The organism is Methylobacter tundripaludum SV96 (genome assembly GCF_000190755.2).
In the GTDB taxonomy this organism is placed as follows: domain Bacteria; phylum Pseudomonadota; class Gammaproteobacteria; order Methylococcales; family Methylomonadaceae; genus Methylobacter_A; species Methylobacter_A tundripaludum.
This window is the reverse complement of record NZ_JH109153.1, coordinates 720,095-741,441: the sequence shown is the minus strand read 5'-3', so window position 1 is coordinate 741,441 and position 21,347 is coordinate 720,095. Positions and strand designations below refer to the sequence as shown.

The 21,347-nt window shown below is 57.2% G+C and carries 7 protein-coding genes; all 7 read right to left on the bottom strand.

Translation table 11 applies throughout. The features are described from left to right. Window positions 1-1,372 (bottom strand): type I polyketide synthase (locus tag METTU_RS16335; protein ID WP_006892898.1); only part of this gene is annotated, 1,372 nt, incomplete at its 3' end. A 12-nt stretch (window positions 1,373-1,384) separates the two neighbouring features. Continuing rightward, window positions 1,385-7,024 carry a type I polyketide synthase gene (locus METTU_RS16330; protein WP_006892897.1) on the bottom strand — a complete coding sequence of 1,880 codons (5,640 nt, stop codon included), beginning with the start codon at window positions 7,022-7,024 and terminating at the stop codon, window positions 1,385-1,387. Next, window positions 7,017-7,829, bottom strand: coding sequence for a 4'-phosphopantetheinyl transferase family protein (locus METTU_RS16325; protein WP_006892896.1), 813 nt, complete (start codon window positions 7,827-7,829; stop codon window positions 7,017-7,019). Before METTU_RS16325 ends, METTU_RS16330 begins: the two co-directional genes overlap by 8 nt. Window positions 7,830-7,834: 5 nt before the next feature. Next, on the bottom strand, window positions 7,835-8,422 hold the full coding sequence (locus METTU_RS25100) for an MbtH family NRPS accessory protein (RefSeq protein WP_006892895.1): 588 nt from the start codon (window positions 8,420-8,422) through the stop codon (window positions 7,835-7,837). A gap of 82 nt (window positions 8,423-8,504) precedes the next feature. Further along, window positions 8,505-9,332, bottom strand: a complete 828-nt coding sequence (locus tag METTU_RS16310; RefSeq protein ID WP_006892894.1) for a thioesterase II family protein — start codon at window positions 9,330-9,332, stop codon at window positions 8,505-8,507. After that, window positions 9,329-20,029, bottom strand: a complete 10,701-nt coding sequence (locus METTU_RS21900) for a type I polyketide synthase (protein ID WP_006892893.1) — start codon at window positions 20,027-20,029, stop codon at window positions 9,329-9,331. The genes METTU_RS16310 and METTU_RS21900 overlap by 4 nt, the downstream gene beginning before the upstream one ends. 57 nt (window positions 20,030-20,086) lie before the next feature. Beyond that, window positions 20,087-21,238, bottom strand: coding sequence for an amidohydrolase family protein (locus tag METTU_RS16300; RefSeq protein ID WP_169624957.1), 1,152 nt, complete (start codon window positions 21,236-21,238; stop codon window positions 20,087-20,089). Window positions 21,239-21,347 lie beyond the last annotated feature (109 nt).

Here is a 21,347-nt window from a genome sequence, read left to right as displayed (position 1 = left end):
CATTGGTGCCGCTGAAGCCGAAACTGCTGATGCCGGCGATACGCGGCCGTTCGCCGCGCGGCCAGGCTTGCGGCTCGTGCAGGACACGCAACGGCTTGTCGGCCCAGGCAAAGCGCGCGGTCGGATTGTCGCAATGCAGATGGCGCGGCAGGCTGTCATGCCGGAGCGCCAACACCAGCTTGATGATTCCGGCCACCCCGGCGGCGGCTTCCAAATGCCCGACATTGGTCTTGACCGAGCCCAAATACAACGGATTCGCCGCCGAATGCGAAGCGCTAAAGACGGCGTCCAAAGCGCCCAATTCAATCGGATCGCCCAGCGCCGTGCCGGTGCCGTGGGCCTCAACATAACTGACCGCATCCGGCGTAATGCCCGCATTGACCAACGCCTGCCGAACCACCTGTTCCTGCGAAGGGCCGCTGGGCACGGTCAAACCGCCGCTCGGGCCGTCCTGGTTAACCGCCGAACCGCGCACCACGGCCAGCACCTGATCGCCCGCGGCCAGCGCATCGGATAAGCGTTTCAGCACCAGCATGCCGCAGCCTTCGCCGCGCACATAGCCGTCCGCAGCGCTGTCGAAAGACTTGCAGCGGCCATCGGGCGCCATCATCCGCGCTTTCGAGAAATTAACATTGAGCCCCGGCTCCAGGATCAGGTTCACCCCGCCGGACAAGGCCAGATCGCATTCCTTACGGCGCAGACTCTCGCAGGCCAAATGCAAGGTCACCAACGACGAAGAGCAGGCCGTATCGACACTGAAACTCGGCCCGGTCAGGCCCAGCGCATAGGACAGACGCCCCGCCGCCACGCCCTGCGACGCGCCGGTCCCGACATAAGCGTCGATCTTGTCAAGATAGCCGGGTGCGAACAGCCGCTGCGCATAATCCTGGCCGATAATGCCGACAAACACCCCGGTGGCGCTGCCGTAGACACTGTCGGGCGGGATATTGGCATATTCCAGCGCTTCCCAGGCGACCTCAAGCAGCAGGCGTTGTTGCGGGTCCATCGACACCGCCTCGCGCGGCGAAATGGCGAAAAAGCGCGCATCGAATTGATCGACGCGCTCGATAAAGCCGCCAAAGCGGGTATTCATCTTGCCCGGCGCATCGGGGTCGGCATCGTAATAGGCATCGATGTCCCAGCGCTCCGGCGGCACCTCGGTGATCGCATCGCGACCGTCGTTCAGCAACTGCCAAAAAGCCTCGGGACTGTCCACCCCGCCCGGAAACCGGCAGCCCATGCCGACAATGGCAATGGCTTCGTTTTTTTCCGCATTGCAGGCCTTGAGCCTGGCTTGCAACTCATCGATTTTCAGCAGGGCGCTTTTAATCAAGTTCCGTTGCGCTGGGCCGGTTTCGCTGTTAGTTGTCATAGTGAGCTATTGTTATTCTGCAATGAGACTGAGTTTTTCGGCCAGCAAGTCTTCCAGCTCTTGTTGCGACATTTGATCCAACGCAGCGGCTTTGTCATCGCTGGTCGATGTTGTTGCGGGCGCATTGACCTCTACCGCTTCGAATGAGATAGATACGATCATAGATAAGTGATTGGTCAGTGCTTCGAGGGTGGGGTAATCGAACAACAGGGTTGTGATCAGCGGACAGGTCAGGGCGGCAGACAGGCGGTTCTTCAATTCTACGGCCGTTAATGAGTCCAATCCTAAATCGAACAGGCGTTGGCGCGGAGCGATTGAGCGGTCGCTTGCTGCACCGAGTACCCGGTTGATTTCACCGCAAATCAAGGAGGACAGCAGGGTTCGCCGACGCGCCACTGGAGTTTGCTCAAGTTGCGTGATCCATTGGGCTTGCGATGTTGCTTCCGGTTCAGTAGACGCGCCGGTATCGGACCGTTGCCGTAATAACTCAAACAGCGGCAAGTCGGTTGCGCCGGGGAAGTGGCGCAGGAACTCCGGCCAATGAATATCCATGATGCCTATTTGGGCAGGCGGATTCGGCCACAGCCGATCGAGGGTACGAAAAGCGTCTTCGGCTGACATGGCGTTGATGCCCTGGGACGACAGGCGTAAGCGCTGCCGGTCATCCAGGCGGGCCGCCATGCCCACTTCGGCCCAAGGCCCCCAGTTGATGCTCAGTCCTGCCAGGCCCTCGGCCCGGCGTTGATGCATCAACGCATCAACGAAGCTGTTGGCGGCCACATAAGCGCCTTGAGCCGGAGAACCGGTCAATGACGCCATTGAAGAAAAGCCGATAAAAAAGTCCAGCGGCAGATGCCGACTCAGTTCATGCAGATATTGGAGCCCGACGGTTTTAGACGCCAGCACCCGGCTGAATCGCGGCCAATCGAACTGGGCGAGTACGCCATCGTCCAGCATTCCTGCTGCGTGGACGATGCCGGTCAGAGGCTGTTCTGCCGATGCCGTCGCAATAAGGGCTTGTAGCTGTTCGGCATCGGTAATATCCGTCAGACGGACGCGGATGCTCGCCCCCGATTGTTCCAGCCCGGCAATAACTGCCGCCGCTTCGGGATTAGCGGCGTTACGTCCGCACAGCGTGAGATGCCGTGCGCCGCGTGCCACAAGCTGATTTGCCAACAATAGGCCCAAACCGCCCAAGCCGCCACAGATCAGGTAATGCCCCTCTTGCCGTACCGGGAGATTTTGGGTGTGTTCCGGACGATAACGGATCAGTCTGGCAACAAGACGATTGGAACCTTGCCGGACTATTTGGTTTTCCTGTGTTGGGTTGAGCAGCTCCTGAACCAAGAAGTCGGCATTACTTTCGTCGGTGTCGTCAGGGTCCAGGTCGATGCATTTACAACGCAGTTCGGGATGTTCGAGTGCGATGGTTTTGCCCATTCCCAATAATGGCGCTTGGTCAACGCACACCGACCTCGCTGAGGTTTCAGGCAAATCGATAGGCTGGCCGCCTTGGGTCACCAGGACTAGCGCGGGCACAACGGCCGGTTCTATCCGGCCAAGGGCTTGAACAAGATGAAGAGCGGGTGCGCAGCTTTGGGTAATTGTAAACTCCAGCGCAGCCGGATTATCTTTGTGATTGTTTAGGCTCCATAGATAGACGATGCCCACATAGGTTGTTTGTTTAAAGACCGTTGTTAAAAGCGACAGCATATCCGCTGCCTGCATCGGGTCAATCCGATAGCCCTGCGTTTCCAAACGCTCGAAGCAGGTGCCCGGATAAACGGCCGCAACAGAATGCCCTTGGGCTTTCAGGCGCTTGGCGATTTCTGATCCATGCCCTGCATCATCCATAAAAATCAGCCAGTTTTGCGCTGATCCGGGTAATGCTGTTTGACGGTCGCGGTTAATCCAGTCGAGCCGGTAAAACAGCTGGCCAGGGTCTTTCGCCAGCGTGCGCAATAAGGTATCCGGCGTTGCGGCGCGACCTTCCAAGCCAAGACATTCGGCAATCAATTCGCCCTGTTCGTCCAGCAGTTGAATATCGCCGATTAATTTGTCGGGGAATTCCTCCAGTACGCGGCGGCGAATATGCACCCAGAACTGTTGGCCCTGGGCTGGTCGGACTAAGTTGAAACGCTCTATGGCGAACGGAACCAAAGTCTCATCGTCCTCTAACGCGACAACCGATCCCAACAGACCGTAACAGGAGTCGATCAGGCCCGGATGTAGCAGGTAGCCGTCAACGGCGAGGGTCTGCCCATCGCTACTCGGCAGGCGGAGGCGGCCGATGGCTTCTGACCGGCCGAGTCGGACCGATTCTAGCCATTGATTGCTATCGCCCAATTCAATGTGACGGCGCCGGTGGGCTTCATACACGGATTGGCCCGGTATTTCGGTGTCGAAGCGATGCCACAATTCCGGTGGGGAGGACAGCGGGTGAGTTGATTGATGGGCTGAATGCGGCAGAACCCGAAGATTGCCGCCGGCATGCAAGGTCCCTTCTGTCGTTGTGCTATCGGCCTCTAAGCTGACCAGTCGGAACGATGCTGTGCCATCGCCTAGCGGTTTGAGGGCTAAATGGACGGATCGCGTGGCTCCGTCGGCTATCGCCAGCGCTTGATGAAACATCAGCTCCGCAAGCTGAATCGTGCCTTCGCCGAACGCCTGCTTGGCTGCGCCTAGAATCATGGAGGTCAGACAGGCTCCCGATACCACGGTTTTGCCGAAGATATGGTGGTCTCTTAGTACCGGCAATTCCGCTTCGCCAAAACGCGTTTCGAACAGGATCGATTCCAGCAGCGGAGAACGGATCATACGATCCAGCAGCGGATGAGCCAAGCTGGAGGACGACGGCTTGTGAATAATTTTTTGCTGTGCCGGCGCTTCAACCCAGAAGCGCTTGCGTTGGAACGGATAAGTCGGCACGCTGGCCCAGCGGCAGGCTTGATTGGCATACACGGCGCTCCAGTTCACCGCCGCACCTTGCACATACAGCCCTGCCATGGTGCGGGATAGTTGTTGTTGCTCGGGAACATTCTGCCGCAGGCTGGGCAGCCATGTGCCGCCCCCGGGTAGGCAACGGCGACCTAAGCCCAGCAGGGTAGCGTGGGGGCCGATTTCTACAAATAGCCGGATTCCCGCGTTTTTGAGTGTTGCCATGCCCGCCGAAAAGTCGACGGGGCGTTGTATATGTTCCAGCCAGTATTCGGCGCAGGCAATGTTTTCGCCGATGGTCATGCCGGTAATGTTGGAGATCAGTTTAATGCGCGGCGGGGAGAAAACCACGCGTCGGGCGACGCGCTCGAAGTCGGCCAGCATGCCTTCCATTCGCTGGGAATGGAAGGCATGGGAAACCGCCAGAACCGAGGTTTGGATGCCTTCGCCATCCAGTGTGGCGCAAACGGCACGCACGGCATCCTCATCGCCTGAGATGACCAGCTGTTCGGGACCGTTGTATGCAGCAATACTAATCCGTCCTTGGTAGGGGGCTATTGCGCTGTTGATAAGGCTTTCCGAAGCGAAAACAGCCGCCATGCCGCCCCCTGCCGGCAGCGCCTGCATCAGACGGCCGCGCTCGGCTATCAGCGTTAAGCCGTCTTCCAGGCTGAATACGCCGGCCGCATAGGCCGCGACATATTCGCCGACGCTGTGCCCCATTAACACCGACGGCGATATTCCCCATGAGCTCCACAGTTCGTACAAGGCGTATTCCAGCGCAAACAGCGCGGGCTGGGCATAGGCTGTCCGGTTTAGGACCTCGGCTTCGGTGTTAAACAGCAGGTCGGGCAAAGAGCGGTTCAACAGGGGTTGCAGCACAGCATCGCAACGGTCGATGGCTTGTTTGAAAACCGTTTGACTTTGATACAGCGCGTGGCCCATGCCTGGGTATTGCGAGCCTTGGCCGGTAAACAAAAAGGCTATGTCCGGGGCGCCTTCTTCGTTGTGTCCTGTGACGAGATCACTGTTTTCTTGGCCTTGTTGTATAAAGTCCGCCAGTTTGCGTCGCATCTCGGCCGGGCTGCGGCCAGCCACGGACAGGCGCCAGGGCCAGTGATGACGACCGACGGCCGCCGAATAACACAAGTCGGCCAAGTCTGCCGATGCGTTTTCCGTTTCGTCTTGGGGCAAGACTTTCAGATAGTCGGCAATCAGTGTCTGTAATGCGGCTTCGTCTCGCGCCGATAAGTTCAGCAGATGTACATCCTGCTGTTGTTCGCCGGTTTGCGGTTCCGCTTGGGGGGCTTCCGCGACGATGACATGGGCGTTGGTGCCGCTGAAGCCGAAAGAGCTGAGGCCCGCAATGCGAGGTCGGGCTGAGCGTCGCCAGGCCGATTTTTCGGTGAGTACCCGCAACGGCAGGTTATTCCAGTCGATATGCGGATTGGGGCGATGAAAATGGATATTCTGCGGCAGCTCTTCATGGGCTAAGGACAGCAGGATTTTTATCAGGCCTGCCATTCCCGCCGCCGGTTCCAGATGGCCGATATTGGTTTTTACCGCCCCTAGCCGCAAGGGGTCCTGTCGACCCGATCCCAGCACTGCACCCAGGGCTTCGACTTCGATAGGGTCGCCGAGAATCGTGCCGGTGCCGTGCGCTTCAACGTAATCCACTGCTGCGGGCTGGAGCCCTGCATCTGCCAAGGCTTCGCGGATAACGGCCTGTTGCGCATTACCGTTGGGCGCGGCCAAGCCATTGGTTTTGCCGTCCTGGTTAATCGCCGAGCCTTTTACCAGCGCAAGAATGCGGTTGCCGTCGCGGACCGCGTCTTTAAGACGTTTGAGCACGACCATGCCGCAGCCTTCGCCGCGCGCATAACCGTTGGCGGAGGCGTCGAAAGTTTTGCATTTGCCGTCGGGCGAGATGGCCTGAAGTTTGGAAAAACAAATATGCAGTTCGGGGGACAGCATAAGATTGACCCCGCCCGCCAGCGCCAAGTCCGATTCCCCGCTCTGGAGGCTTCGGCAGGCTAAGTGCAGAGCGACCAGCGATGAAGAACAGGCGGTATCCAAAGCCATGCAAGGGCCTTGCAGTCCCAGAATATAGGACAGCCGACCCACGGCGGTGCTGAAAGTAGAGCCGGTAATCGCATAAGCATCGATGTTCTCCGGCTGTCCCGAATGGCGGTGGCTGCGGGCATAATCGTCGCTGGACATGCCGACATAGACCCCGGTTCTGCTGTTTTTCAGCGTGCTTGGAACCAGACAGGCGTGTTCCAAGGCCTCCCAGCCGATTTCCAGCAGCAGTCGATGTTGCGGGTCCATGGCGCGCGCTTCTTTGGGCGATATGCCGAAGAAATCTGCGTCGAAACCATCGACAGGAGTGCTCAGGAAGCCGCCTCGAGTGGTGTACATTTTGCCCGGCGCTTGCAGATCTGCGGCGTAGTAGTCCTCAGCCGTCCAGCGATTCGACGGGACTTCGGTGACGGCGTCAATGCCGCCCTGCAACAGTTGCCAAAACTGTTCCGGGTTGTTGGCCCCGCCGGGAAAGCGGCAGGCCATACCGATGATGGCAACGGGCTCTTTGTTTTTAAGCGAGGCGTTTTCTTCCAGCAGTTGCCGAATGGTCATCGAAGCTTTTTGTAAAGCTTGTCTAAAGGCCTCTTCGCGGCCTTGCGGTTCTCCTTGCGCCATTTTTTCCTGATCAGACATGCCGACTGCCCCGGTTTATAGGATATGTAAAAAAATTCTCTAATGCTGGCAACGGTAATTCTTCACATTGCCAATGCGTCAGTCCCGGCCCTACGGCTAAGGCCGCCGGTACATTCAATATGGGGAGAGGATAGACGCGATAAGTGCTATAGGCCTGCAATTTTGCCGGCCACCGTAAAACCGTTCCATCTCGTGCAATTTCCAGTTCCTGCAAGTCCATTTGTAATCCTTTGCCGCTGGCTTTTAATAGGGCTTCTTTGTACGTCCAGATTCGGTAGAACTCCGTCCGTTGTTCTTCTTGGGTCATGGCTAAGCAGGCGTTGCGCTCTTGTTCCGAGAAACATAAATTAATCAGCGCGGCAAGGTCGGTCAACGGACGGTCGATTTCAACATCGACGCCGATTTCGACGTAGCGGGATACGGCAAGCAGCGCAATATGATTGCTGTGCGCCATATTAAACTTCCAGTCTGTCTCCGCCCCAGCCAAGTACGGCTTGCCGTAAGGGCCATAGATAAACTCCAGGCTTTCCGGCGCCTTATCGCAACAAGCGCCTAAAACCAGACGCAATACTCCGCGTCCGCCAATGAACCGCTGTTGCAACAGCGGGGTGGCAAAAGCGTAGGCGCGTTTGCGCTCATCAGCGGACAGAATGGCTTCCAGATGTCGGGTAAAGCCGGTTAGCTCATCCAAATTGATCTGCCAAACACGAATTTTATCCGTTTCCGGTGCGGGCAACAAATCTCCGGCTTCAGTATAAGTCGGTAAGCCCGAACGTTTCGGAAAAAGCGGTGTTTCCTTTTGCAATGCTGTTACCCGGTAATGATTTCAAGATGCCCTTGTCCACTCAGCGTTGCCAGATCAATGTCGGCTATACAGCGGACTTTTGTGTAATTGAGGGTTAAGCCTCCAATCAGGCGAACTTTACCGGTTTGGCTTTCAAAATCGGCCTGGCTAAGATCGCTCTCGTTCTGATCGAGTTTGATTCCAAGCTCGGTTCCGCCCTGAGTTTGAGGGAAGTGAAGATGCACGAATCCCCGGTCAAGACACACCTGAAGGGCGGCAACGGTCTTCTCGGGACGAAGGCCCAGCTCTATAGGGTGGGAGCCGTTAGCCAGCCGCTCGACCAAGTCGTCCTCGCTGCCTGCTTCGGTTAATAAAGCTTCAGTCGGCGGTTGCGGATTTTGCGCGGCATCCTCCATTTGGCGACGCAGGCTGAGCGGCCGCATGTCCTGCCATATTGTCTCAATATGCGCCAGACATTCGGCTTTAAGGCCGCTGTATCCGACATCTTTCCAACCTAACGGGTTTTCGCGATCGGCAGGCCAGATGGAATATTGCTCTTCATGATTCACTACAACTTTGTAGAGGGTTTTGTCTTCCTGTTCATCGTGCTGCATGTGTGTCTCTTTAATGGTTGAGATGTTAGGGCGTGAGTATCATGGGTGTCTTTGCCGGTTACGCAAAACCTGTAAAACGCACTTAAAGCGGTCCAATCTGCGCCGATGCTTTGGCGATTGCTTGCATCAGTGCGTCGGCATCTGAACGTAGAAAGAAATGTCCGCCCGGAAAAACATGCAGGTTGGCGGCCTGGGTGGTATGCTCATTCCAGGCTTCAATTTCTTCAGGCGAAACTTCTGTGTCTTGGCGACCGGCATACAATTGTAACGGACAATTCAGCGATGCATCGGGCACATAGCGGTAAGAGTCGCACAATGTCAGGTCTGCCCGCAGTGTCGGCAGTAAGAAATCGAGCAGTTCCTGATGTTCGAGGATCTCGTCCGGGAAGCCGCCGAAACGGCGGAGTTTTTCGATGAATTCTTCGTCAGGTAGTGCGTGCATCGGAGTTCGACGTGGCGGCAGATGCGCGGCACGGTGAGCGGAAAGAAACAGCATAAGCGGCAAAGGCGCGTTTTGCCGTTGCAGAATTTTGGTCAGCTCGAACGCCAGCAAGGCGCCCATGCTGTGACCGAACAAAGCGAACGGTTTATCGGCATACAATTGGATCTGGTTGGCGAGAATCTCGGCCAGCGGCAGGACATCGGTATGCGCCGGTTCACGGAAGCGATTTTCTCGCCCCGGCAACTGTATCGGGCAAACCTCAATAGCGGGAGACAGCGCTCTTCCCCACGCTCTGAAGATCGAAGCGCCGCCTCCGGCAAACGGTAAACAAAACAGTCGTAAAGGTGCCGCTGGATTAGGTGTTGGGCAGGTTATCCAGTCGTTAAACTTTATAGCCCCGTGAACTTTCGCTGCGTCGGCGGATGGTTGTTGGGGGGTAAAAGGTGAATCTAAGTTTTCTGATCTCATGCGTTCAGGTCCTGTTCGTCAAGGAGCTTGTCCAGGTCTGCCAGCAGCGCGTGGGCGGAAGAGCTGGCGGAATCATCATGCTGCGCAGGTTGCGCGGCAGCCGCAGACGGTTCAATTGAGCCGAGCGCTTTATCCATCAGTACCTCTATGTAGTCCATAATGTCGTTTACGGTAGGGTAGTTAAATGCCAGACTCACCGGCAAAGCTTGCCGCAAGTTGTTGCCGAGCACATTACGCATCTGCACGGCCATCAGGGAGTCCAAGCCCTGGTCGGCCAAAGGCTTGGCTGGATCCAAGAGCACCGATTCGTGAATGCCCAGTGTCCGTCGTACTGTGTCGTGTACCAGAGCGCCGAGCAGCTGCTTGCGTTTTTCCGGCGATGCTTGTTGGAGTTCATGCAATATTTCCGGCGTAGCGCCGCCGTCCATCGTTGCCGATGGAGCGGTCTTGCTCAGTTCCCCGAAGAAATTGCGCGGCGTACTCAGTTGGGCGAGATATTTCTGCCAGTCCCAGTCAATAACGCTGATTTGTGCGATGTTAGCGGCCAGGATTTTTTCCAGCGCCGCTATCCCGACCTCAGGTTTGATGCCGGTGAAGCCCAATCGGCCCATGTGATCGGCAATGGCGGTGTCGGATACGGCGATACCTACGCTGTCCCACGGTCCCCAGTTAATGCTGACGGCAGGTAAACCTTGCTGTCTCCGGTAATGGGCTAAACCGTCCAGGAAAGCATTGGCGGCGGCATAATTGCCTTGTCCCTGATTGCCCAATACTGACGCGGCAGATGAGAACAAGACGAAGAAATCCAAGGGCAGCGCTTGGCTGAGTTGGTGAAGATGCCAAGCGCCGTGGATTTTTGCGGGTAATGCGCGCTTAAAGTGCTCCCAGGTTTGCTCTGCGAGCATCCCATCGTCAATGATGCCGGCGCAGTGCATTATGCCGCGCAGCTCGGGTAGAGTGGCGTTGATTGTGTGGAATACCTGGGCCAGCGCTTCGCGGTCGGCGACGTCTGCTTGCATCAACAGCACCTGGGCTCCGGCCAGTTCCATACGATTTACCGCTTCCAAGGCTTCTTTCGAAGCTTTACTACGGCTGGTCAAAACCAGGTGTCTGGCACCCTGCGCCACCATCCATGCGGCGGTGCTAAGTCCTAAGCCGCCGGTGCCGCCGGTAATCAGGTAGCTGGCATCGGCCCGTATTGATGGTTGTTGGTCGGTTGTGGGGACTTGTTGCCGGGTTAAACGGGCAACGTGCCGCGTACCTTGCCGCCAAGCGATTCTGGATTCGTCATCGGCCGTTTGCAGGCTTGCCAGTAAGTCATCGGCATCGGCTGTCGCTGGATCCAGGTCTACCAGGGTACAAGCCAGTTCCGGGTGTTCCAGCGCCACGGCCAAACCCAGGCCCCATAACGGCGCTTGCTGTATTTGTGGACTGAAGGTTTCGTTGCCTACGGTTTGTCCGCCGCGGCTGACCAACCATAAGCGGGTTCCGCCTAACCCGTTGGCATGAACCAGCGCCTGAACCAGGTGCAGCACGCTGGCGCAAGCGAGGCTTTGGGTGTGTGCCAGCCATTGGCTATCCTCAACCGTGGTTTCGTCCCGGCTCCATAAATGCACGATGCCTTGGAACCGGCCTGTCGTTCCCACGCTATCTTGTAACAGCCGCGCAAAACCATCAGCTTGATCAGGATCGACGCAATAATGATCTTGCTCGACGATGCCATAGGCCGAACCCGGCGTGACCAGCACGCAACGCGCGCCCTGAGCTCTTAACTGTTGCGCCAATTGCCCGGCTGTTCCCTGACTGTCCGCAAAAATCAACCACTGTCCCTGAATATGGGCTGACGGACTGTGCGATGTTGCCGCGAGCGGCAGCCAATCGTAGCCGAACAGCAGGGTATCGGCCCGGTTCGGCAGATAGCGCTGGATTGCCTTGAGACTGGCGGCTCGCGCTTCCAGTCCGATGAATTCGATCAGCACCTGTCCCGCTGAGTCGCACAGCGTCGCATCGGCTATCACCCGTTTGGCGGCATCAGCGGGACGCAATACCAAATGTCCCCACATCGGGGTATTGTCCAAGGCTTGGAATACGCGTATTTCCTCAATGCCGAACGGCAGCCAAGTTTCGTCTTCCGCCAGGATGCCGGTGGCTAACAGCAAGCCGAAGCAAGCGTCCAACAGCCCCGGATGCAATTGCTTGGCGTCCAGGCCTCCCAGAGATTCCGGGGTACGCAGGCGGCAGATAGTTTCCCTGTCACCGCGTTTTATGGATTCGATCCAGCGATAGCTAGGCCCCAGGTGGATATGACGATCGGCTTGGGCTTGGAAAAACGCCTCGGTAGAGAGGGTTTCGCCGCAACGCTCCCAAAGGGTTTGGAAAGATTTGTCGGCCGAGCGGACAACGGCTTGCTCAAACGATCCTTCGGCGTGGGTGGCGACGCCGGGTTGCTCAGGCGTAGCGGTGGCGGCAAAGCTGATCAGTTGGACAGTAGCGTTGCTGTCTGCTGTCGGCGTCAGTACCACCTGCACGGTACGGGTTTGTCCGTCGGGAATAATAAGCGGCTCGGGAAAATAGACATCTTTCAGCACATAAGCGCTTTTGCCGAAGGTTTCCGCAGCGGCGCTCAGCAGCATGGCAACGTGGCAGGCACCGGACACGACGATTTCATCGTAAACCCGGTGATCCTGCAAAAAGGGCAGGGCCTCTGCGCTAAAGCGATTTTCATAGATCGTCGCTTGCAAGGTCGGCAGTTGCAGCTTGTTGCCGAGTAAAGGCCGGGCGTTGCCGTTGCCGCGAACCGCAGTTGTTACCGTGGCGGGCCGATCCAGCCAGTGCCGTTGGCGCTGGAATGGGTAGGTCGGCAGCGGCAAGCGGCGGCGTTGATAGGGCTGATCGAAGCCTTTCCAGTCTACCGGACCGCAAACCGACAATTGGCCCAGACTGTTAAGCAGCGTCTGCCAATCGGCTTCTCCCTGTCTTAAGCTCGGCAGCCAGATACCTTGGTCTGTTGCAACGCAGCGCGCGCCCATACCCAGCAAGGTCGGTTTCGGGCCGATCTCGATAAAGATTTCGCAGCCGTGTTGGACCAGTGCCTGCATACCCGCCATGAATTTTACCGGCTGGCGGATATGGCGACGCCAATAGGCGGGCGTGGTGATTTCGTCGGATGCCAGTGTGCCGGTGAGGTTGGAAACCAGCGGAATTTGCGGCGGTGTATAGGTAATGCGTCCTGCGACGCGGGCGAAATCGGCCAGCATGGGTTCCATCAATGGAGAATGGAAGGCATGCGAGGTGTTAAGCGCCTGAGTTTTATACCCGCCTTCGTGCAAGCGGGCGAGAATGTCGGCTAGTGCTTGTTTTCGGCCTGAAATGACAATGCTTTCGGGGCCGTTTTCGGCGGCGATAGCTACGTCGTTTGCATAGGCGGTCAGCAGCGGGCGTACCTGTGCTTCAGTGGCAAAGACCACCCACATTTCGCCGTCTGTCGGCAACGCCTGCATCAAGCGGGCGCGCTCCACGACCAGTTTTAGGCCGTCTTCCAGGCTGAATACGCCGGCAATACAAGCTGCGACATATTCGCCCAAGCTGTGGCCGATGACGATGGAGGGCTCAATGCCCCAGGATTTCCACAGTTCTGCCAGGGCGTATTCCAATGCGAACAATGCCGGTTGGGCATAGGCGGTTTCATCCAGCTTTGCCGAACTGCCGTCTGCCGGATAGAGCACCTCCAGTAATGGCAGATCCAGCAGGGGTTGTAAAATTTCGGCGCAACGGTCGAGTTGTTGACGAAATACCGGCTGGCTGTCGTACAACTGGCGGCCCATACCCGGATATTGGGAGCCTTGGCCGGTAAACAGGAAGGCGATCTTTGGACGCCCTTGGGGGCTCATTTGTCCGCGTATGACGCTGTCGGGATGTTGTCCGGCAGCGACGCTTTGCAAGTCTTCGCGCAACTGTGCGGCCGATTCGACCGGTACAGCCAAGCGATGCTCGAACGGCCTGCGCCCTGTGTTGGCGGTAAAACAGACATCCGCCAAGGACGCTTGGGGGTTGTTAGTGAAAAACTTTGCATAGCGACCGGCCAGTTCGAGCAAGGCCGGTTCGGTGCGCGCGGTCAGCGTCAGCAGGTGTTGCGGGCGCTCCAGGTCGTTGGTGATGGACGCCGAGAGTGGCGCTTCTTCTAAAATGATATGGGCGTTAGTGCCGCCGATACCCAGCGAATTCACCCCGGCGCGTAGCGGCGTGCCGCTGGTTTTCCAGGGGGTCAGGCGGGTGTTGACATAGAATGGACTGTTCTCGAAATCAATCGCCGGGTTGGGTTTGTTAAAGTGCAGGGTCGGCGGGATCAGCTTGTGCTGTAACGCCAGCACGGTCTTGATGAAACCTACCGTTCCCGACGTGATTTGCAAATGGCCGACGTTGGTTTTAACCGAACCGAGGGCGCAAAAGCCCTTAGCTTCGGTTTGGGCGCGGAAAGCCTGGGTCAACGCGTTTACTTCAATGGGATCGCCCATTTCCGTACCGGTGCCATGCGCTTCGACGAAACCGATGGTGTCCGGCGCTATGCCGGACATCGCGAGAGCTTCCGCCGCAACCGCAGCTTGCCCTTCGCTGCTGGGCGCCATATAGCCTACTTTCACGCCGCCGTCATTGTTGACGGCGGAACCTTTGACCACGGCGTAGATATGGTCGCCATCGCGGATCGCATCGTCCAGCCTTTTCAGCAACACAGCGCCGACGCCGCTGCCGAAGACCGTGCCTTTGGCTTCGGCATCGAACGAACGGCAATGCCCGTCGGGTGAAACGATCATGCCGGTTTGGAACAGGTGGCCGGACTGCTGCGGTACTTGCACCGCCGCGCCGCCGGAGAGAAACAGGTCGGCTTCGCCATTGAGCAGCGACTGGCAGGCCATGTGGATCGTCACCAAGCCGGTGGAGCAGGCAGTCTGCACGTTTACGCTGGGGCCGGTGAGATTGAGTTTGTACGAAACCCGCGTCGTCAAATAGTCCTTGTCGTTAGCGACCATCAGCAGAAATCCGCCCATGGAATCCAGCGTGGCGACGTCCAAATCGTCCTGGATATCCAGGGTGTCGCGGTTGGGGTAGACATTGTTGAGCAAGTAAGTGTTCATGCTCGCCCCGGCATAAACGCCCGCTACGCCTTCGTAGGCGATGGGATCGTAACCGGCGTTTTCGAAAGCCTCCCAGGCACATTCCAGGAACAAGCGGTGTTGCGGGTCCATTAACTCGGCATCGCGGGCGGTGTAGCCGAAGAAGCCCGCATCGAAGCCTTCCACATCGGACAGCAGCGGGCTGGCTTTGACATAGTCGGGATGGCGCACTACCGAGGGCTTGATGCCGGTGGCGGTAATGTCCTGCTCGTCGAAGAAGGTGACCGATTCGACGCCCTCGGCCAGATTGCGCCAGAAGGTTTCCAAATCGTCAGCCCCTGGAAAACGGCAGGACATGCCGATGACGGCAATGTCAGTGCTGCTCTGGGTGGATTTGTAGTTGCTGCGGGCTTCTGCTCGCTCCCGGCCTTTTTGCGACGGCGTTTCCCTGAGGCCTTCGTCGGCCAGCAGTTCCACGAGTGCGCTGATCGTCGGGTATTTGAACAGGTCGACCAAGGTGATCTGCGGGCCGAAAATCTCCACTAAGCGATCATGAGCCTGCACCAGCAACAGCGAGTGTCCGCCCAATTCAAAGAAATTGTCGTGGATGCCGACTTGCGGGATTTCCAGCACATCCTGCCAGATTTTCGCGATTTGGACTTCGATTTCAGATCCGGGGGACTGCTGTTGCGCCGTTTCTTGCGTGTTGCCCAAGGTCAGTTTAGACAGCCGGTTGCGGTCAATTTCACCACCCACGGTCAGCGGCATTTCCGGCAGGTACTGCAAAAGGTTGCCGGGGCGGCAGCCGGGATGGCGACCCAGCGGATCTTCAGCAAACAGCGCTTCATAGAAAGGATGCTGCTTGTACTGCTGCTTGTAATGGTAAGACGTGCAGGTGAAAGGAATGCTCTCGCCGTTGCAACGCAGGAATTGACCGCTGACCACGAAGTCGGGATTAAGCCCGTTTTCGCACAGACTGCGGCTAACCGTTGCGATAATGCGGTCGCCGGGCTTGGCTTCGATGCCGGGGTGGAATACCGGCAGGTAGACGGGCAACCAACTGTACTCGTGCTCAATAATGTCGATGACTTCGCCTTCGATGGTATGAAGGTTCAGCCAGACCAGGAAGCCGTCGAGGCGTGATTCCTGATCGATGATCAACTCGATTTGGTGCTGTTCCTCCAGCGGCGTGATGCGGTTGAAGTCCAGGTCTTCGAAAATATCGGCGTTGGACAGCAGGTTGTTGCGCGGGAAATTCTTGATGCACAGCCGCAGGTCGAAGGGATAACCCACCTCGGCAAAAATTTTGCCGGTATAGGAGCTGGGCACTTGATAAAAACCCGGATGTGGCAGCAAGCCGTCGGGAAAGCGCGCCGCAGCGATTTTGGTAATGCTGCGGCCGGGGATCATGATGCCGCCGGGGCGGAGGAAACGATGGGCGTTGTTGATCAGCGCCGTAGCGCCCTCGCAGCCGCCTATCGGACCGACGATTTCCGAAACGCAGACATCGGCCAGTTCGGGGATTTCGACCTTGGTCGCATCGCCGTGGATGATGGTGATTTTATCGTCCAGCCCCAGGTGTTGAATGTATGCCACCGCTTGCGCGAAAGCCTCGTCGCCCATTTCGATAGCGTAGACCTTGCGCGCACCCGCTTCCAGCGCCAGCCTGGCCAGGATGGCTTCTTTGCCTGTGCCGATGTCGAGGACGATTTTGCCGGGAACCGTGCGTTGCAGCGCGATGCGGTAGCTGTCGTTACGGCGTTCATCGTTGGCCAGAGCGTAATAAATGAGGTCGTCGTAGACGAAATACTCGGCCACCGAAGGCCAGAGCTCAAGCTGCTCGGCGCCTGCGCTTTCCGGTTCGCGTAGCTGTATGTAGTCGCACGGAACTATCGATCCGTAGCGGTCGGTCAGCGGTTCCGGGTTTAACCGGGCCGGAGTCATCAATTGACGTGCTGTGAAATAAACGGCAGTTTTGCCGAGTTGCGGCGGGCCGATGTGGGTCTGTGCGCGGACAGCCGGGCTGTCGCCGTCCAGACCGATCAGTACCTGCTCTTCGTCAAGTTGCAGAGCGACGAGGATAGCATTGATGCTTCGGCGCACCGAGCTGCCGACGGGTGTTTGCGCGTCCAGCGCCGATGCTGTGTCTAGGCTGTCCCAGTCGGACAAGCCGATGCTGTAGAAACGCGGGCCGCCAAGAGATGAGGTAGCCAAGGCTTCCCGAGAGGCGATGCCGGTTTCAGGAGAACACTGGCCGGGAGCGCTGAGGAAGCCGCTTGTCGATGACAGGGAAATAAAGAATTTTCCTTGGAATTGCTCAAGGATTCGGTAGAGAGCGTTCGCGCCGATTAATTCAGGAACCGACTTGGGGGCCTGCGTTTCTTCCAGAAGCGGATGTTCGGGCAAAGCGGCGGCAAGGTGAATGACTCCGTCCAGCTTATTATCCCACTGAGCCAGCGCAGCAATCAGGGCTTGCTGTAATTCTTCCTGATTCAGGGCGGCAACGGCAAGATAAACGCATTCGCCGGACAATTGCCGCAGCCGCTGGTAGTGGGCAGGGCGGGCGTCTTTGTCGTCCGCCGCCGCTTGCGATTGCAGCGGGGTTTCGCCAAGCAGTATCAGGCGGGAATTGAAGCGGCTGAGCAGGTATTCCGCCAATTGCGGCCCGATTCCCTCGAGTCCGCCGTTGATGACGTAGACTTCTTGATGCTGGAAAGGCAGCACGGAAGGGGATTCCTTCGTGACGGTAGCGACATCAATCTGCTGCAAGCCTGCGACCCAGCGTTGTTGTCCGCGATAGGCGATTTCTCTATCGACGGATATCCCCAGCAGCTCACTGACGATAGCCGGAGCATAGGCGGACGGGGTATATGCGGGGCAATCCAGGTGCAGGCAGCGCAGCAGGGGCTGGTCTTGTTCGATGGCGTGCAAAAGTCCTGGAAGAGCGGCTTTCGCGGAGGCAATGCCCTTATGCTTGTGGCTGGAAACCGCCAGTAGCCGGAGCGGGGCGTCGAGGTCGAGCGCTGATAGCGCCTGGGCCAGAAGCAATACGCTGTCGGCTTCTTTCTGCTCTGTGTCATAGCTGAACAGGTGCAGGACGGAACCGAGCCGGATATCCGATGCCTTAAGCCATTCCACCAGCTGATGATAGTGCTGCGGTTCATTCGGACGGATGGATAACTCCATCGCGCCGAGTTGAGCGAAAGATTCGCCGGGTTTGACGAGTATGCATTGGATGCCGGCCGTATCTAATTCGGAGGCAACCTGCAAGCCGAGGCCAAGCCGGTCGAGGAAAATAACGCAGACATCGTCGTCAACGCGGGGAATATGCACTAGCTCCTTGCGACGCCAGATCTTTTTGTGGAACCGATCCGGCAGGGTTTGTTCGTTCGCCGTCAACAAATCCAGATGCTCAAGGATTTCCTGGAATGCGCCTTGCTGGAATTGCTCAATGAGCTTTTTATGCTGGATCTTGCCGATGCCGGTTTTAGGTATCGCATCGCGATCGAGCGGAATCAGGTAATCGGCTTTAATGCCCAGACGCTTGGTTAGCTGCGACTGGATGGTTTTTAACAGTTTAAGCAGGACGGCATCGTTGTTTTCGTAAGCCGCGTGGAAGAAAACCGCCAGTTTCAGTCCTTCGCTGCTTTCCTGCCGCACCGCGCAAGCTGCGGTAAACGACGCGGCGATTCCGGCGATTTGTTCAACCACTGCCTCGATTTCATTATTGTAGAAATTCGCCCCATTGATGATGATGCCTGCACCGGCTCGCCCGGTGAGCACCAGTTCTCCGCCGGAGATAAAGCCGGCATCGCCGGTATCGAACCAGCCGTCGGCAAGGAACACCTTGTTTGCTTCAGGATTATGGTAATAGCCGGGCGTCAGTACATCGCCTTTGAGTTGAAGGCGACCGATGGTTTCTTCCGGTAGTACGCGCTGTTCGTCATCGGCGATGCGCATCGAAACACCGGGGATGACCGGGCCGAGACTGGCGAAAGAGACGCACAGTTCGTCATCCGGATCGACCCGGCGGATTGCGCCGCTCAGGGAATTCCGGTCGATATGATGGAAACCAAGGGACTGGCCTGTTGCCGGTTGATGGTAGGTTACGCCCGAGCAGACTTCCGCCATGCCGAAAGCGGCCAGTAGTGTTGACGGTTGTAGGCCATAGCATGCCAGGCTTTCCAGGAACTCTCGGGTGGTCGTGCGTGTGATGGCTTCACCGGCGATCAACAGCGTTTTAACGCAGGACAAATCCCAGTCCTGTTGCGGCTCGCTGTTGAGGGCGTTTGTCACCAGCGCGTAAGCGAAATTAGGCGACCAGCTGTGGCAGGCGCGATGCCGGTGCATGAGTTCCAGCCAACGTAGCGGGCGCGCCAGGATATATTCTTTAGGGGCGTAGACCAGTTTACAGCCCAGATCGAGGTAGCGTAGATGCCACTCGGAAATACTGCCGATATGGTCGAAAGGCAGCCAGTTAAAGATCACATCGTCGGCCGTATGTTGACACAGTATATTGGTGCCGCGGGCGCGTGCCAGAAGGTTGCGGTGGGTTAGCGCAACCGCTTTGGGTATCCCGGTGCTGCCGGATGACAGCGTGTAAAAGGCGATGTCATCGGGCGCTGCGCTGTGGATATGCATATCCGCAGGATTGTCGCGTAGCGCTTCGATGGCAACCCAGCGGGCGTCGGCGAAACACGGCGCCTGTGATGAGGTTCGTATGGATGTGCTGCGGCTGTTGTTAGTGAAGATAAGAGGCTGGTCGAACAGGTTCCAGATCTGCTGGAGTTGTTCCACCGCCCGGCTTTCTATGTCATAACTCAGCGGGACGGGAACGATGACCGGCTCGAAGCCGCCGAGTAGGCAGCCCCAGAAAGCGGGCAGAATATCGTCGTTGCGTTCAAGCTGGAAAACGACCTTGTCGCCGGGCTTGAGGCCTTCGTATCGCAAGCCGCCGAGTATCCGGCGCGCTTCCGTCAGCAGGGAGCCGTAGCTTTCAGCGCGCTCGTTGCCGTCGCTGTCGACATAGATGATGGGCGTGCCGGGTTCGGCTGAACACAGAACTTGCTGGAGAACCTGGGCGGCACCGTCGCGTTGCGGCAAAGGCTGTCCGTGGCAAATGGCGTCGGGTGCCGGTTCGTTGCCGCGAGCCGATGGGAGCGGGGTTTCTGCATGAGGCAGTGCTGCGTTTGGAATTTGATTGCGTAGCAGCTTGCCGACATGTATATATTTTGGCGAGTCCGGCCAGTACCCTGAAATGCAGGCAACCCGCTCAATATTGGGCAAAGTTGCGATACGACCGGCGCATTCCGCCGCAGATTCTTCTGCGAGAACCGGCACATCTGCGAGTGCGGACTCGTCGACCGTACCGTCATCGTTGAGGGGCAGATAGGCAACGGCTACGAACCAAGCGATTTGTCCTTCGGACAAGGCTTGCAGCCTGAGTTGGGCCTGTTCGAATCTATGCGGTTCCGTTGTCACGATGTAGGCGACTTGCTCTACCTCGCCATGCTGTGTTTTCCGCTCAAGGACAAAGTATTCCTCGACCGCTGGATCGTTCACTAGTGCCGTTACCATGGTGTCCATGTCTATATCTATATTGGTTTTTGTATAGAAGGGCCAGTCATTGGCCCATCCTTTTCCTTAGTTCAATGCGGGTAGTACCCATTCTGCATTGGTTACGAAAAACTTTTCCGCATGATTCTGACCAAGCCGGTCGATATGATCGACAAACTCCTGGATAGGCCGGGTGCCGCCTTCCGGGTGGGGGAAGTCGCTGTTATAGCAGTAGCATTCTTCGAATCCGTAACGTTCGATGTAATCTGCAACCGGCTCAAAGCGGTATGGCGTAACGCGTACGTTGCGTTGGATATATTCGGAAGGTTTCATAGACAATGCGCCCGACAGGCGTCCTCTGTAAATGGAGGCAACTTGATCCAGGTGAGTGGCCATCGGCGCCAGCCAAAACGCGCCTAATTCAATCACGGCAAAGCGAAGCCTTGGGAAACGTTCAAAGACGCCGCCGAGAACGAGTGTGGAAAGAAAATTCTGTGGAGAGTAATACATGGAAGAAAACATATAGGTATTAACCTGCTCGCCTTCCGATGACATATCCATGGGTTGAAAACAGAGGTGGTCGACGCCCTTGCTCCAGGAATCGCTCGCCATAAAGCCGTGTTCGCCGCCTGCATGAAGAATGGCGGTCGCGTCGGCTTCCTGGATCAGATGCCATAGTTTATCCATTTTTGCATCGGCGGGCGAAGCGTCGCCGGGCGGAACCGAACTGGCCAAAACAAAAGCGCGTCCGCCTGCTTTAAGAACCCGCTTTGCTTCCGCTATGGCAACGTCGATGTTATGCGTATTCAATATGGCGACTGAGCGGAGTCGGTTGGGGTTTTGCTTGCCGAAATCGATGATAAAGTCATTCCAGTGACGCATGGTGGCAATACCCAGCTCGTTATTGGCAAATGCCGCGCCTTGAATGCCGGGGTCTGAGAAGATGAAAGACCGGTTAACGCCCATATAATCCAGGGTTTTCAAACGGCCGCCGGAACTGAAAGCACCGGGTGCCGCCGAGCCTTTTGTACGCCATACGGTTTCTTCGGTATATTCTTGAGATTCTTCGCCCACCAACTTGGCTATTTTGGCCGCTTCTTCCTTGGGAGCTTTGTCCAGCATTTGGTTGTACATGTCGGCGAAGTATTTACCTACTTCTCCGGCGGCCATCTCATAGTTATTTGGAGACGGTTGGATGTGCGTATCAAGGTCGTTCAGGCGCCCGTGGAATTGGCTCATGTCCAGCATCGGTCTGTCCTCTCGTTATTATTGTGGTAATGGAAATGTCATTAAAAAATCTCTGCCCATCTTGCTCGACTCAGGCCATGGGCGCCTCAGCAGCGTACGT

What these genes read in the sequence shown, in the direction of transcription:
- METTU_RS16330 (WP_006892897.1), bottom strand. Translation starts at nt 7,024, where the DNA reads ATGTCTGATCAGGAAAAAATGGCGCAAGGAGAACCGCAAGGCCGCGAA.
- METTU_RS25100 (WP_006892895.1), bottom strand. Translation starts at nt 8,422, where the DNA reads ATGCAGCACGATGAACAGGAAGACAAAACCCTCTACAAAGTTGTAGTG.
- METTU_RS16310 (WP_006892894.1), bottom strand. Translation starts at nt 9,332, where the DNA reads ATGAGATCAGAAAACTTAGATTCACCTTTTACCCCCCAACAACCATCC.
- METTU_RS21900 (WP_006892893.1), bottom strand. Translation starts at nt 20,029, where the DNA reads ATGGACACCATGGTAACGGCACTAGTGAACGATCCAGCGGTCGAGGAA.
- METTU_RS16300 (WP_169624957.1), bottom strand. Translation starts at nt 21,238, where the DNA reads ATGAGCCAATTCCACGGGCGCCTGAACGACCTTGATACGCACATCCAA.